Consider the following 13,145-nt stretch of genomic DNA (forward strand, 5'->3'; position numbering starts at 1 on the left):
GTATAACCCACACGACAATAAATGTTCAAATATTAACTCAAATATAAAATAAAGTCTCCAGGTTAAATCGCTTATGCCTTGTTAAGTCTCCGTAAAACAGTGCTTACTATATTGCGAAGGAGAAAGCGAAGTCGTTTTTTTAAATACCCTACTAAAATAATTTAGATCATTGAATCCTACCATGAGCGCAACCTCTGTAATCGATACATTTCCCCGTTCCAAGTAGCGTTTCGCCTCTTCTATTCTCTTTTGATTAATATAGTCAACGATGCTCTTGCTCGTTTCTGCTTTGAATTTACGTGAAAGATGTGAGGCATTCACGTAAAGTTCATCAGCAATGATAGATAATGATAAATCCTCTTCTAGATGCATATGGATGTAATTCACGGCCTTTTTAACAAGAAGACTATAATGACGGGTAGAAAAATCTCTTACAGCTGCACAGTATTCATAAACCATCGCTTCCCCCAACTGTTTTAAGACGGAAAGGCTGGAGGCTCTTTCAATCAAAATCGCAAATTTTTCGGAAATATGATGAATGTAAAGAGGATGAACACCGCCTCTTTCAGCTGCGGTTCTGGAAATTGTGTTCATAACCAATACGATATTTTTTGCAGATCGAATAGGGCTTTCAGGTATTCGATTTAAAAAAATCAATAATATATCTTTGTTGGAGTCGTTTAAAATACGGGTAATTTTATCTTTATTTCCTTGGGCGATAGCATCGACAATCTCTTTTTCTAATCGAAAACGCTCCTCTATCTGATCGTTACTCTCAGCTATTGCTAGTTTTAATTCTTCTCTATTGAGAGTGGAGACAACCCGTTCTGCCCCTAGCGATTGCGTTTCAATATAAGCATGTGCAAATAAATTTACGAGTAATTCACCGATGCTTTGGGCGTTTTTTCTGCTGACAATGGATAAAGAGTGATAAAATTCTTCGAGTGATTTTCGTTCGCTTATGGGTGCGTTGTTTTTCGCAACAATATCGCTGATTAATCCAATATCTCTTTGATGTCTAAAACAGAGTTAGAAGGCATTAATGCCAAACAACAGATGGTTGAACTGATTAGACAAAACTTTAATCATCCGTCTATCCTGTTCTGGGGAATCCAGAATGAAATTCAAATTAGTGGGGAAAGACCTGAGCTAAGGAAACTCGTGAATGAATTGAATGAGTTAACGAAAAAGGAAGACCCTACCCGATTGACTACAATGGCAAACGTCATGTTCGTTGAAGATGAAGATGACTATAATTATGTGACGGATACGATTGGATACAATAAATATTTTGGTTGGTATAACGGTGAAGCAGGGGACTTTGCGGGCTGGTTAGATGGTTTCCATAAGAAAAATCCGACTGTAAAACTGGCGATTTCAGAATATGGTGCAGAAGGAATTTTACAATACCATAGCAGTGAACCAAAAATAAAAGACTATTCTGAGGAATACCATGCGCTTTATCATGAAACCGTGTGGAAGATTTTTGAAAAACGTCCCTTCCTTTGGGCAACGTATGCATGGAACATGTTTGACTTCGGTGCGAACATCAGAGATGAGGGCGGTGTACAGGGAAGAAACAACAAAGGGCTCATCACCTATGATAGAAAGATTAAGAAGGATGCTTTTTATCTGTATAAGGCACATTGGAGTGATGAAAAATTTGTGCATATTACAGGCAAACGTTTTGTCGATCGGACGGATGATACGATCGATATCAAAGTCTATTCTAACTGTAATGAAGTGAACCTATCTGTAAATGGAGGGGAAACGACTACCCTTACAAGTGAGGATAAAATCTTTGTCTTTGAAAACATTTCCCTGAAAGAGGGCATAAATGAAGTCAAGGTATTCGCCAAGGATGGGAACACTAGCCTGCAAGATGTAGCGATGTTCAATAAAGTGGACAACCCGAACGAAAGTTATTTTACCCCTGAAGAAGAAGGGGGATTCGTTGCAAACTGGTTCGATATGCCGGAATTAGGCGATGTGGAAATGGAAGAACTTGTTATAACGGATGATGTCTACTCTACCCGTTGCACAGTGGGAGAACTTTTTAAAAATGAAGAAACAAAAGCGATCGTAACGACATACTTAGGTAATGTGGAAGAACATCCGATGTTCGATATGATGCAAGGTTTTACAATCGATGCCATGTCTCAAATTGCATCCGATCAATTTAGCGAAAAAATGCTGTACACCCTCAACAAGAAACTATCCCAAATTAAAAAAAGTGAACAGTAAGGATGAACTTCTAACTGAACTACTTTTTATCACATACAATCACGACCAATGAGGCTGCGATAAAATCCCAACTAAATAGAAAAATAGACGCGAGCTTACCTAAGTTAGGTAAGGTTACGTCTATTTTTTATCTTCCTACGCAGGGGTATGGTGAATAAAAAGGGTATCTTTTGTTGATAAAATTATAAAAGAGTCACTATTTTCTTGCTGTTTTCAGACCTAACGGAATGTCAATCAATCTATCGATTTAATGCAACACTAGGGTTCAAATGCCGTTTATTTACTCTTTTGTAAAAACTTATTAATTAAATTATACGTAGTGTTTAGAATGTAACCAATCAGAAATACGGAGATTAAAGGACCAATAATAAGATGCTGGTTAAGCAACCAAGCAATAATAAAGAGACACAGATCTCCTAAACTTCTAATCAACCCAATTGAGTTCTTAGTGACCTTACTAATCCAAAAAACACATGCATCATAAGGTACTTTACCTAGATTTGCACTAGTATATATACCGGCTCCAATCCCAAGTAATAAAATACCCATAATCAAGAAAAGAAAGTTGCCCGGATTACTGAGTCCTTGGTTTAATGTATATTCGGCAGTTGCTCCAACAATATAAGGTTGGAGAATACTCCCAATACCTAATTGAGCGCGGTCATAAAGTAAAGGTGGAATCAGCATTAGTAAAGTGATGATCATATTGGATTGATTTAAAGTTAAATTAGTATGAAGTGAAATCCCTTGCCAGACCCAAGAAAGAGAATCGCTCCCATAACCTGTTGATATGGATAATGAAACTCCGAAACCCATGACTAAAGATCCGAATAAAAGAAGAAAGAAATGAAATAATGAGGTTAGATTAAATTTATTTTTCATTTATTTTTCATTTAAATTTTCACCGTTATTTTTAATTACTTCTTGATACCAATAAAAAGATTTTTTCGGAATACGTCTGAATGTTCCCTTACCGAAATTATCTCGGTCAACATAAATAAAACCATAGCGCTTAGCCATTTCACCAGTTCCATTAGAAATAGAATCAATACATGCCCATGAGGTATAGCCGATTAATTCGACACCATCCAGAGTGATTGCGTCAGACATGGCTTTGATATGTTCTTTATGGTATTCAATTCTATAATCATCATGAATCTCATCAGTTTCTGTTAAATTATCGACAGCCCCTAAACCATTCTCTACAACAAACATAGGTTTGTTGTAACGATCATAAATTTCATTGATTGTAATTCGAAATCCTAATGGATCAATTTGCCAACCCCATTCGCTAGTTTCTAAATAAGGATTGATTTCTGAAGCAAAAATATTGCTTTCGGTTTGATTCGCAGCATCAGGTTGGGCGCTGCTTACTCTTGAAGAATAATAAGAAAAGCTAATAAAATCTACAGTGTGGTCTCTTAAAACTTCGATATCACCATCTTTAATAGGAAGAGTGAGATTTTGTTGTTCGATTTGTTTTAAATAATAATTAGGGTAGCTTCCTCTTACTTGGACATCTGAAAACATATAGCTTTCACGTGAATCTTGGATGGATTTCCATACATCTTCTGGACGCGGCGTCTGAGCATAATAACTTCCAGCAGCCAACATACATCCAATTTGAAAATCAGGGTTTATTTTTTTAGCAAGCTGAGTTGCTTTAGAGCTGGCGACTAATTGATGATGGATCACATCAGTTGTAATCTGCTTTCTATTATCCTCTGGTTTAAAAGTTAAGCCTGTTGCTACAAAAGGGAAATGTAAGACCATATTGATTTCATTAAAAGTAAGCCAATATTTGACATAATCTTTATAATGGGTAAACACTGTTTCAGTGAATTTTAAATAAAAATCAATAGTTTGACGATTCTTCCATCCATCATATTCGTCAACTAAATACATAGGGATATCAAAATGATTGATGGTTACTAAGGGTTCAATATTATATTTTCGACACTCTTTAAAGACATTCAGATAGTAATCCAGGCCTAACTGGTTAGGTTTGGATTCATTTCCCTTAGGATAAATTCTTGACCAAGAGAGGGATAATCGGTAGACTTTGAATCCCATTTGGGCCATCAGTGCAATATCCTCTTTGTAATGGTGATAATGGTCAATGGCGACTCTTGATGGAAAGAAAGTATCCTCGGGTAAAGATTTAGGATCCAAATTTCCTGTACCTACTTGGAAACGTGATTCCCCGTAAGGCATATAATCTAAATTTGAAAGGCCCCGTCCATCAATAGTGTAAGCTCCTTCTGTTTGATTCGCAGCAGTTGCTCCGCCCCATAAAAAATTGTTTGGAAATGACATATATATTCCTCCTTGTTCTTATCACAAAGTATAAGGGGTATGTCGGCAATCAAAAAGGAAGTTTCTTTAAAAGAAACTTCCTTGACGAACAAGCTTAATAGGTTTGCTTTAAATTGAGGATTAATAAGTCAATAACATACTTAAAAAAGTAGGCATTGAATTTTTCATATTGTATGGGAACATGTAACTGTTTCCCTTTGAATCTTATATTACTCTGACAACTTATGAGCCATTTTGTTCCATTTGTTTCCTCAAGTCTCTTCACTACGCGTTTGTTGTACTTGAAAGTATTGCCGTCTATACTGAGTACTAATAATAAATCATTGTCGTTAATATCGTAGGAATGATTAAAATCAACATCGCAAATAATAACATTCTTGTTGATCACTTGTAGTTCTGTTTGGATCTGATGGCAGAGGTAACGAGCATCGCCTTGAGCAAACACATATATAGTATTTGCTGAGGTAAGCTGTTTAATTAATAACTCCAGGCGATTATAATCTAAAGAATTTGTTAGAGAGTTAAGAAAATAAATCATAGTATTTGTAAAATTTAAAATATTATCTTTCATATTATCATATACATCAAAATCGTGACGGCGTCTCTCTAAGGATTCAAGGTATTCTAAGCAAGCATCTTTAAAGTCAATGTACGTTTTATAGTCTAAATATCTGACATATTTAGAAATTTGACTTTTTGATACAAAGGTTCTAATAGCAACCTCATCCATTGTGATATAAGGAATCTCATGAATATGTTCTTGAAAAAATAAACTCAATATATAGAAAGTTGAATTTTTTTTATAGGAATTTGTCACATCATTTAGTTTATCCATTATCAATCGTATCAGTCCTTTATAATGTGAAGTTAAAACAGAGAGAATAAATAGCTCAATGAAGTGACTAAGGGCTTATTCAAAAACAACATCAAGGGAACCGTAATCGTGATGGTAAGCATTGGTATCTAGAATTGTTCAGAATGGACACGTTCTTTCCCATAAATCATAGGATTATTTTTTGTTTAATACACAGTCATGTCGTTAGCCATTTTGTAAGGGTCTTAGATAGGTCATTCACCCTCATTATAAAGGATTTTTTTATGCTATGGAATGGTCAAAATTTTCATGCAACGCCAGTGGTAGTTCATATTCGCTTACCCTTCGTTATAAAAGAAGACTATTAGAGACTCGGTTATATCATTTTTACTCTTTAAAAAAGAATGCCGCAGTCAATTGTCAGCACCGGTTCAAAAATTTCGTTTTTAGTGATAGGAATTTGTAAAATTTTTTCAACTCAAAAGTGCATCACCGTAGGAGTTTCACAAGTTTGCAAAATGTTTCATGCATCTAAAATGATGTCCAGCTTCACGGGTAAGTCCTTCGGAAATTAGATAAATCTGACCCATTGCGCTCTACGATGCTCATTCAGGGCCGGATTTCCTAAATTTCTTTCAGGGCTGAACGAACCCGTTCAGCTTTTCTTATGATAGCCAATGTTGAATTTCATCGGCTACAGCCGAAAAATAACGACTCTATGTCAGTTCTCATCGTTTGATCAGTAAGCGCAGTCGTATGTGCTAGAATAGAATATTATAAGGTCAGAAAAGCTAATGAAAGAAGTTGGGAACAGTATGACATTTCAACATTTGAAATATTTACTCACAGTTGCAGAGAAAGGGTCAATTACAGAAGCGGCAAAGGGATTATTCATTTCACAACCGAGCCTTTCAAATGCGATTAAAGAGGTGGAGAAAGAAATCGGGTTCAGTATTTTTACGCGAAGTCGGACGGGAATTGCCTTGACAAAAGAAGGCATGGAATTTTTAGGCTATGCAAGACAAGTAGTGCAACAGATGGATTTGCTGGAATCAAAATATGTTTTTAATGTACCCGTAAAACAGCGGTTTTGTGTTTCAACACAGCACTACACGTTCACGGCTAATGCGTTTGTGGAAATGGTGCAACAGTTCGGACAGGAACGTTTTGAATTTATCTTAAATGAAACACAGACATTTCAAATCATTGATGATGTGAAGAATCGTTTTAGCGATGTAGGCATACTCTTCATAAGCAACAGCAATGAAACCATCATGCGAAAAGTGTTAGAGAAAAATAATTTGGACTTTTATGAGTTACTTAGCGTCAGCCCCCATGTATTTTTGAGAACGGATCATCCCTTGGCAAAAAGGGGTGTTGTCACCCTTAAAGATTTAGAGCCTTACCCTCGCTTAAGTTTTCTTCAAGGCAATTACAATTCCACTTATTTTGCAGAAGAACTTTTCAGTATGGAACCTGCAGAAAAGAGTATCAAAGTCAGTGATCGTGCGGCAATCGTGAACCTCATGATTGGTTTGGATGGTTATACGATTTCCAGCGGAATTTTCCCGAAATATCTGCATGGCGATTCTATCGTGGCACTTCCACTTGCAGAGAATGAACAAATGCGTATTGGGTACATTTTAAACAAAGGGCAAGCACTATCAGAATTGGGGGTAACATATACTGAGGCTTTGCGACAATACAGAGTATAATTTTTATATTTTTATCATAGTTTTAAACTATGGAAAAACATAAAATATCAGAATAACCTATACAAACAGGGTTTATGTTATAGTCTAAAAAAACAGAAAGGAAGAAAATAATGCCTGGATATGTATTAGGGAATTTCTTTATTTATGCGATAATTAACGCGTTTACTCCGGGGCCGGGGAATATTTTAGCATTGAATACAGTCACAAATTATGGATACAAAAAAGGTCGCTCTTTATTTTTTGGCATCTTCGCAGGGTATTATGTAGTTCAAATTATCTGTGCACTGTTTGTCTATGGTGTGAGTGCTTTTATGCCGAATATCCTTGGCATAATGAAATATATTGGTGCTGCGTATATTCTATGGCTCGCCATTCATATCGCGGTAAGCAAACCTGAGTCAGAAAGTACTGAAAAATCGGCCTCCTTTTTTAAAGGATTCTTGCTCCAATTTGTGAATGTGAAAATCTATTTGTTTGGTATAACCGCTCTGACCGGATATATAACGGATTACTACACTTCTTTTTTTGATCTAATATTGTTTGAACTGATTGTTGCCACAATCGGAACCATTGCCACAATCACTTGGATTGGAATGGGTATGATGATACAAAGGATGTATCAAAAACATTTTAGGCTCATCAATATTATTCTGGCAGCTTCATTGCTGGAGTGTATTTATAGTATGCTAAAGTGAGTGTGGAATTTTATCGCATAAGTCTTAAAAAATGAGGGTGGTATTACATTCAATACAAATAAAAAACTGACTACGGGACTCATAATCAGTTTTTTATTTTGTCTGGGTGCCTAAGTTAGACAGCAGTCATGCTGTTATAAATCAAAAGCAAAGACTACAAGAAAATAAAATATACTATTCTGTTAGTCATATTTCTGTTTCAATTGGGATATGACTTTTTTTGTTTGTTTAGAGTGTACCCAAAATCGTCACCTAACCAATCAAACACTCAAATTATAAAAAACTGCAGAAAAATAGGCGATGTTAAAGAAAATCGGGAATAACAGGATACTAGAGCTGGTTTTATTCCAGCCGAAAACATTCATTGTTGGATCTTTTTTCTTGCAGCGCATCACTCTGTAAAGTTGAAAAAGCAAGCCTGCAACAGGTAGCCCGATTAAAAATGCCAACTTCGGGAGATAGTTGTCCGCTTGTCCCAGTTCGTTAATGTGGATGGCGACTCGGTCAGGCAAGTACGAATAAGAAAAGACCCCGCTGATTAGAGGAAGAAGCAATATTGCAAATGAGCTTTGCACACTGAATATTGAGAAACGCTGACTATGAGTCATTCCCTCTCTTCTTTCTGTTCGTTTTTTTTGTTATTAAATTCACAAGACTTTGGATAAAGGTCCATCAGTTGGAAAAGGCATATGTGCGGCCTTCAAACGCCATAAAGTCTAAATTTTTTCTTTCAAAAGAACGGGATCCGATCAGGATAGGTTCTTCTGAACCGTTTTCGATTGAGTGAAAAGCATTGATCGTGTCCGACTTTGAAACAGAAAAATGAATCTCCGACTGTCCTTTGTATTTTACGGTAACAGGCCACAAGTAACTTTGGGAGAATTCGTTATACTCAGGAAAATCAACGTAGTAGGGTGGTATATTATCGTCCATATTGCTTTGGCCCCTTATCTCTATAGTTATTATGCAAGTAACTGAAAATTTTATGATGCTGACGTGTACTTTTTGTCGAATTGTTTGGGTTGGCTAGGATGGTAATTTCCAATGGGGTAGCTTAGTAGTCCCACATTATTACGTATTTTCTTTTTTTTTTTTCATAACCTTTTCTAAAATCTTTAGGGCCACGATAACAAGCATTAGTATGCCGCTGATATTAAAGAAGTAAACATATCTAATGTCTGTAATGCCATTGTTGTAGAAATTTCCATTAAATAAAAGCCAGATTCCTCCTATTAAATAACCGGTTATGGTATTCCAACGATCTAGAAATCGCCACATTTTTCTGAAAAACTCCATGACATTTCCTCTTTTCTGAAGTTCTAACTATAGAAAAAATAAATTATTTGATACAATAGTAACATAAAAAATGTTTAGAAAAAAACATATTTATACGAGTGAGCAAATGAGGCTTTCCCTGATTGTGAAAAAGCATAAATTTAATACATACGTATTAGCTTGTACTTCACGGATAGGAGTTGCCGAATATCCAAGTGATCCTACAATTGTAAACAGAGAGAAGCAATCATTTTACGGCTCTCGTTACCCATTAAACAACCACCTCTCAGGATTATTATGAATAGGAGAAAAAAATGAAAAGAGACTTTTGTAGATACATTCCCTTGTTGGCTGGTAGCATGCTAGTACTGATTGGTATAAGAGATAGACTGAATGAGCCACTATTTTATTGGATTTCAATCGGATATATCACACTGATTGTTCTTTTGATGTGGAAAAGCGGGAAAAATAAAAATAGTGGGAAATCCAGTTAAGTTATCAAAAGAGCAATGGAATATTGCGATCGAATAGATCCACCTAATTCGAAAAGAAAGAAGGTGTGAGAATGAGTACTCGAGACAATCAGAAAAAGTATGATGATAAAAACAATGACAATATGGCCAGTTCCATTTATTCCAAAGTACCTATTGATCAGGGAGGCAAACATGTTATATAGAATTAGAATGGAAGAAGGTAGTTTAGTATGATACAACTCGTTTTCTTTACTCTGGTAATACCAGTTACCCTGCTGCTACACGAAGTTGGACATGGTATTGGAGTGGTGCTGACATCCAAGTCGAACCCCCATATCTACTTAGGAAGCAGCGGGGAAGATAACCGGGAGGATTTTCAGGTCGGAAGATTCCATTTTCATCTTCAATGGGCGTACTTCGGGTGTTGCAAATGGGATGGCGGAATGGACAAATTGCAACGATTTTTGTGTCTATTAAGTGGTCCATTGATGAACCTATTCCTCATGGGGATAACTGTATTGCTGCTTCGTTTAGAATCTGAGGGTTGGACTCGCACTCTTCTAGCGGGTGTTGCCGATCTGAATCTAGTCATGCTTGTGATTAACCTTATTCCTTTTAAACTTCCTAAAAAAATAGGTTCCTTTCAGTCAGATGGTTTGCAGTTACTCAGATTATTAAAAGAGAGGGCAAGTATAAAAGAGAACATCTGAAGGAATAAGTGAGAACGATTTTTATGCAGATTTACTAACAGATAGGATATACACATGGTTTAAAAAGGCAATAATCAAAGTATACCTTCCCCATTGAGTAAAAACAGCGACACCGAAGAAGAGAGTATCCCTATGATGTGTATAAGTTTGGTCCGTTCTCAATTTTTTACTGCTCCGAAATAAATAACTTATCTACCGTGGTGTTTAAGTTTTTCGCTAAAGCAAAAGCTAACTGCAGAGACGGGTCATATTTTTCATTCTCAATCGCATTGATGGTTTGACGGGTAACGTGGCAGCGGTCAGCCAGTTCTTGTTGCGAGATTTTTTTTGCTGTACGGAGTTCTTTGATATTATTTTTCATCAGGCTAAAGACGCTGTTCCTAGTAGAATAGCCAACAGAATGATTACAAAAACCAGAGTCAGTATCAGTGTTTTTTTGAATGAGTCATCTCCATTCGCTTTAGATAAATAATACCGTTCAAGTAAAATAACAAGGGAAACCGAAAACTGAGCAATCACCAGAAGGATATTCGTTTTCATATCATTCCTAAAAGCCTCAATGCCCCCTATAATAAATAAGGCCGTGACAGTAACAAACAATGTAATCTTAGCAGATTTATTCGCCATCCGCTGCTCCATTTCATCCTTTTTTCGCATACGATAAGCTCCCTTGTGTCAAATGTTTTTTACATTTCAAGTGTACATAGTACAAGGGATAATGTCAAAAACTTTTTACATTTTGAGCGGTGTGGCGTTTGAGATGCTGCATTCATAAAAAAGAATGGAGGACGTCACACTACCATGTTCTCCCCATATTATTTTTAATATGGAGATGGTAGCGATATACTAAGAGGGTCTTAGAAAAAGTTCTATTTTGTTGGCTTGATTCATTATGTCACTATCAGGAGGGGGTTTATTTATGCCTATTTGGTTAGACTTCCTCATTCTGACGATATACTGTAAATAAGATTTGCTTCTGTTATCACTGTCTGTTCATGTAGAAAGGAGTGGATTTTTTGTTGCACAGAGTAAAGGAGGATGTTGCAATGGCTACGTTAAAAAAGTTTTCTTTCTATCAGCTTTTTCCTATCATTTCAGTTACCTGCCTATTTTTAGCAAAATTCTATGAAGATAATTATCCTTATAGAAACCCTAATCGGATCGTTGAACATATTTATTTCACACTACTATATCAGGGTGCATTGTTCTTTTTCATAGCTTATTTAATTCCTTTATTTTTATCGCTGAAAGTAAAGGAAAATACTAAACGTATATTGAAAATAAGCTCAATTTTTTTTGTGTCCTTCTACCTATTGATTAGTTCCTATCTGTTTTATTCAACAAATTCTTCCATTTTATTGACAAGTAACTTTGATTTATATTTAGTAGCTTTAGGTGGGATTTTATTGGGAATTACCAACGCTTGTACTTACAAGAAAAATGACCATTAAGAATAAAAAATAAAGTTTAACTTCACTACAAATAGGTTAGGTCTTACATAGAGTCGAAAAATATGTATCCCAAATTTAGAAAAGATAGAAAAACCTGAATTATTCATACCACCCCAAATCTTGATATGAACAACTCTATTTCATCTGCAATATTGGATTTTTGGCAGAGCTGTTATTTTTTTCCCTTTCAAAACGTCTCTTAGAGACGAAAAGAAGCACGAAATGCGATTGTTATTGTGTTTTTGGGCATACTAATCCCTTTGTTCGAACGTTTTTTTAAATTTGCGGGGTCTCCTCACCAAGACAAGGATTGAATTTGCCGTAGGATATGAAAAAATTCATCTTGGTAGACATGATGGGTGCTGAGTTTTAGCATCATGCGTCTTCCGCTGTGGATCAGTTTCCCAGCGATCTTGAAAAACCGAAGACGAATACTTTGTATCCTGGATTCCCGGGAACACCTAACTAGTATTGAATAAGAATGCCGTCAAATCAAGGGTTCAACGGTATTTTTCGGCCCGATACCTAGTTAGGTGTATCGCAACACATAACTAGGTTTACCTTAACCTGGAAATGCTTGAAAACCAATTAAATCAATGCTTTATGGTTATTTTTAGTTTTTTTCCCGACTTTTACAGTTTAATCAATCAAAAAGTACTAGAAACGTTAATTTTATAATGTTTCTAGCACTTTTCACTTGTTTTTATATTGTATATATGGATGTATATATGTTATAATAGCTGTAAAGGTGGTGTCGGAAATGTATCTTCAAATTTTCAAAAATCGGGATCAGGAATACGTGCGCATCGCGGAATCTTACAGGGATCCCGAAACAAAGAAACCAAAGATTCGCGTGATACAAAATTTTGGAAACAAAGAAAAGTTACTAGCGGAGAACCCCAACGCTATCGAAGAACTTCAGAAAAAAGTGGACCAGATGAACTTGGAAAAAGAACATACGGAAGTTTCGATGGCCACCCAACGCGTGAGCGCGTTTATCGAGCACGCCAGTGCTCAACCGAGTGACGCAGGCGCTCCGGTACAAAATTATGGCTATGAAGTCTATCAATGGCTGTGGGATCAACTGAAGCTTGATTCTTTTCTGCAGTACCGCCAGAAAAAGGAAACAAACATTCATTTCCCTACTAAAACGCCAATCGCATTGATGGTTTACTCCCGATTATTGTTCCCTGGTTCAAAACGTTCCACATTTGAGGGGAAAGATCGCTTCGCAAGCGAATTCCCTTGTGAATTGGAACAGATGTATCGCGCCTTGCCTTTTTTGGCATCACAGAAAAACCAGTTAGAGGAACATTTGAACAAGCAGATCAGTCAGTTTTTCGACCGCAACCTTTCGGTTGCCTTCTATGACGTCACGACTTATTATTTTGAGTCGGTCAAAGCAGATGATTTGAAGAAATTTGGCTACTCAAAGGACAACAAAGTGAATCA

At 36.3% G+C, this 13,145-nt stretch carries 15 protein-coding genes and 1 pseudogene; 6 read left to right on the forward strand and 10 right to left on the reverse strand.

All coding sequences use genetic code 11. The features are described from left to right. Window positions 1–81 precede the first annotated feature (81 nt). Window positions 82–657: a helix-turn-helix domain-containing protein gene (locus TES5_RS15420; protein WP_198143352.1), complete on the reverse strand. Its 576-nt coding sequence runs from the start codon at window positions 655–657 to the stop codon at window positions 82–84. A 357-nt stretch (window positions 658–1,014) separates the two neighbouring features. On the opposite strand from TES5_RS15420, the gene TES5_RS12075 reads away from it, so the two are divergent. After that, entirely contained in the window at window positions 1,015–2,244 is a 1,230-nt protein-coding gene (locus TES5_RS12075; RefSeq protein ID WP_083546542.1) for a glycoside hydrolase family 2 TIM barrel-domain containing protein, read from the forward strand. A 276-nt stretch (window positions 2,245–2,520) separates the two neighbouring features. Here TES5_RS12075 and TES5_RS12080 read toward each other — a convergent pair whose 3' ends face one another. The 3 genes from TES5_RS12080 to TES5_RS12090 all read right to left on the reverse strand — a co-directional run bounded on the left by TES5_RS12080 (window position 2,521) and on the right by TES5_RS12090 (window position 5,395). After that, the gene (locus tag TES5_RS12080) at window positions 2,521–3,126 is read right to left on the reverse strand and encodes a YczE/YyaS/YitT family protein (RefSeq protein ID WP_232309378.1); all 606 of its coding nucleotides are present in this window, start codon (window positions 3,124–3,126) and stop codon (window positions 2,521–2,523) included. Next, entirely contained in the window at window positions 3,127–4,560 is a 1,434-nt protein-coding gene (locus TES5_RS12085; protein ID WP_068562244.1) for a 6-phospho-beta-glucosidase, read from the reverse strand. 94 nt (window positions 4,561–4,654) lie between these two features. Further along, entirely contained in the window at window positions 4,655–5,395 is a 741-nt protein-coding gene (locus tag TES5_RS12090) for a MurR/RpiR family transcriptional regulator (RefSeq protein ID WP_232309380.1), read from the reverse strand. Window positions 5,396–6,189: 794 nt separating this feature from the next. Here TES5_RS12090 and TES5_RS12095 point away from each other — a divergent pair. Both TES5_RS12095 and TES5_RS12100 read left to right on the forward strand, forming a co-directional pair. Next, window positions 6,190–7,089: a LysR family transcriptional regulator gene (locus TES5_RS12095; RefSeq protein ID WP_068562259.1), complete on the forward strand. Its 900-nt coding sequence runs from the start codon at window positions 6,190–6,192 to the stop codon at window positions 7,087–7,089. Between the two features lie 110 nt (window positions 7,090–7,199). Then, entirely contained in the window at window positions 7,200–7,784 is a 585-nt protein-coding gene (locus TES5_RS12100) for a LysE family transporter (RefSeq protein ID WP_068562245.1), read from the forward strand. A gap of 260 nt (window positions 7,785–8,044) precedes the next feature. Here TES5_RS12100 and TES5_RS12105 read toward each other — a convergent pair whose 3' ends face one another. The 3 genes from TES5_RS12105 to TES5_RS12115 all read right to left on the reverse strand — a co-directional run bounded on the left by TES5_RS12105 (window position 8,045) and on the right by TES5_RS12115 (window position 9,080). Continuing rightward, on the reverse strand, window positions 8,045–8,392 hold the full coding sequence (locus TES5_RS12105) for a DUF1648 domain-containing protein (protein WP_068562246.1): 348 nt from the start codon (window positions 8,390–8,392) through the stop codon (window positions 8,045–8,047). 64 nt (window positions 8,393–8,456) lie between these two features. Continuing rightward, a complete protein-coding gene (locus TES5_RS12110) occupies window positions 8,457–8,717 on the reverse strand; it encodes a hypothetical protein (protein ID WP_068562247.1) in 261 nt (86 codons plus the stop codon). Window positions 8,718–8,855: 138 nt separating this feature from the next. Next, entirely contained in the window at window positions 8,856–9,080 is a 225-nt protein-coding gene (locus TES5_RS12115) for a hypothetical protein (protein WP_068562248.1), read from the reverse strand. A gap of 682 nt (window positions 9,081–9,762) precedes the next feature. Here TES5_RS12115 and TES5_RS12125 point away from each other — a divergent pair. Then, a complete protein-coding gene (locus TES5_RS12125; protein ID WP_068562250.1) occupies window positions 9,763–10,242 on the forward strand; it encodes a zinc metalloprotease in 480 nt (159 codons plus the stop codon). 166 nt (window positions 10,243–10,408) lie between these two features. Here TES5_RS12125 and TES5_RS12130 read toward each other — a convergent pair whose 3' ends face one another. After that, window positions 10,409–10,603, reverse strand: coding sequence for a helix-turn-helix transcriptional regulator (locus tag TES5_RS12130; protein ID WP_068562251.1), 195 nt, complete (start codon window positions 10,601–10,603; stop codon window positions 10,409–10,411). Then, a complete protein-coding gene (locus TES5_RS12135; RefSeq protein WP_068562252.1) occupies window positions 10,603–10,899 on the reverse strand; it encodes a hypothetical protein in 297 nt (98 codons plus the stop codon). The genes TES5_RS12130 and TES5_RS12135 overlap by 1 nt, the downstream gene beginning before the upstream one ends. Before the next feature lie 389 nt (window positions 10,900–11,288). Between TES5_RS12135 and TES5_RS12140 the strand changes: the two genes are divergently transcribed. Continuing rightward, window positions 11,289–11,693, forward strand: coding sequence for a hypothetical protein (locus TES5_RS12140; protein WP_068562253.1), 405 nt, complete (start codon window positions 11,289–11,291; stop codon window positions 11,691–11,693). A gap of 295 nt (window positions 11,694–11,988) precedes the next feature. Here TES5_RS12140 and TES5_RS15625 read toward each other — a convergent pair whose 3' ends face one another. Then, window positions 11,989–12,165, reverse strand: coding sequence for a transposase (locus tag TES5_RS15625; RefSeq protein WP_083546543.1), 177 nt, complete (start codon window positions 12,163–12,165; stop codon window positions 11,989–11,991). A gap of 288 nt (window positions 12,166–12,453) precedes the next feature. Here TES5_RS15625 and TES5_RS12145 point away from each other — a divergent pair. Continuing rightward, window positions 12,454–13,145: pseudogene (locus tag TES5_RS12145) on the forward strand (hypothetical protein); the annotation flags it as partial.

The sequence above is a fragment of the Trichococcus sp. ES5 genome (assembly GCF_900067165.1).
GTDB lineage: Bacteria > Bacillota > Bacilli > Lactobacillales > Aerococcaceae > Trichococcus > Trichococcus flocculiformis.

What these genes read in the sequence shown, in the direction of transcription:
- TES5_RS12075 (WP_083546542.1), top strand. Translation starts at nt 1,015, where the DNA reads ATGTCTAAAACAGAGTTAGAAGGCATTAATGCCAAACAACAGATGGTT.
- TES5_RS12080 (WP_232309378.1), bottom strand. Translation starts at nt 3,126, where the DNA reads ATGAAAAATAAATTTAATCTAACCTCATTATTTCATTTCTTTCTTCTT.
- TES5_RS12085 (WP_068562244.1), bottom strand. Translation starts at nt 4,560, where the DNA reads ATGTCATTTCCAAACAATTTTTTATGGGGCGGAGCAACTGCTGCGAAT.
- TES5_RS12090 (WP_232309380.1), bottom strand. Translation starts at nt 5,395, where the DNA reads ATGGATAAACTAAATGATGTGACAAATTCCTATAAAAAAAATTCAACT.
- TES5_RS12095 (WP_068562259.1), top strand. Translation starts at nt 6,190, where the DNA reads ATGACATTTCAACATTTGAAATATTTACTCACAGTTGCAGAGAAAGGG.
- TES5_RS12100 (WP_068562245.1), top strand. Translation starts at nt 7,200, where the DNA reads ATGCCTGGATATGTATTAGGGAATTTCTTTATTTATGCGATAATTAAC.
- TES5_RS12105 (WP_068562246.1), bottom strand. Translation starts at nt 8,392, where the DNA reads ATGACTCATAGTCAGCGTTTCTCAATATTCAGTGTGCAAAGCTCATTT.
- TES5_RS12110 (WP_068562247.1), bottom strand. Translation starts at nt 8,717, where the DNA reads ATGGACGATAATATACCACCCTACTACGTTGATTTTCCTGAGTATAAC.
- TES5_RS12115 (WP_068562248.1), bottom strand. Translation starts at nt 9,080, where the DNA reads ATGGAGTTTTTCAGAAAAATGTGGCGATTTCTAGATCGTTGGAATACC.
- TES5_RS12125 (WP_068562250.1), top strand. Translation starts at nt 9,763, where the DNA reads ATGATACAACTCGTTTTCTTTACTCTGGTAATACCAGTTACCCTGCTG.
- TES5_RS12130 (WP_068562251.1), bottom strand. Translation starts at nt 10,603, where the DNA reads ATGAAAAATAATATCAAAGAACTCCGTACAGCAAAAAAAATCTCGCAA.
- TES5_RS12135 (WP_068562252.1), bottom strand. Translation starts at nt 10,899, where the DNA reads ATGCGAAAAAAGGATGAAATGGAGCAGCGGATGGCGAATAAATCTGCT.
- TES5_RS12140 (WP_068562253.1), top strand. Translation starts at nt 11,289, where the DNA reads ATGGCTACGTTAAAAAAGTTTTCTTTCTATCAGCTTTTTCCTATCATT.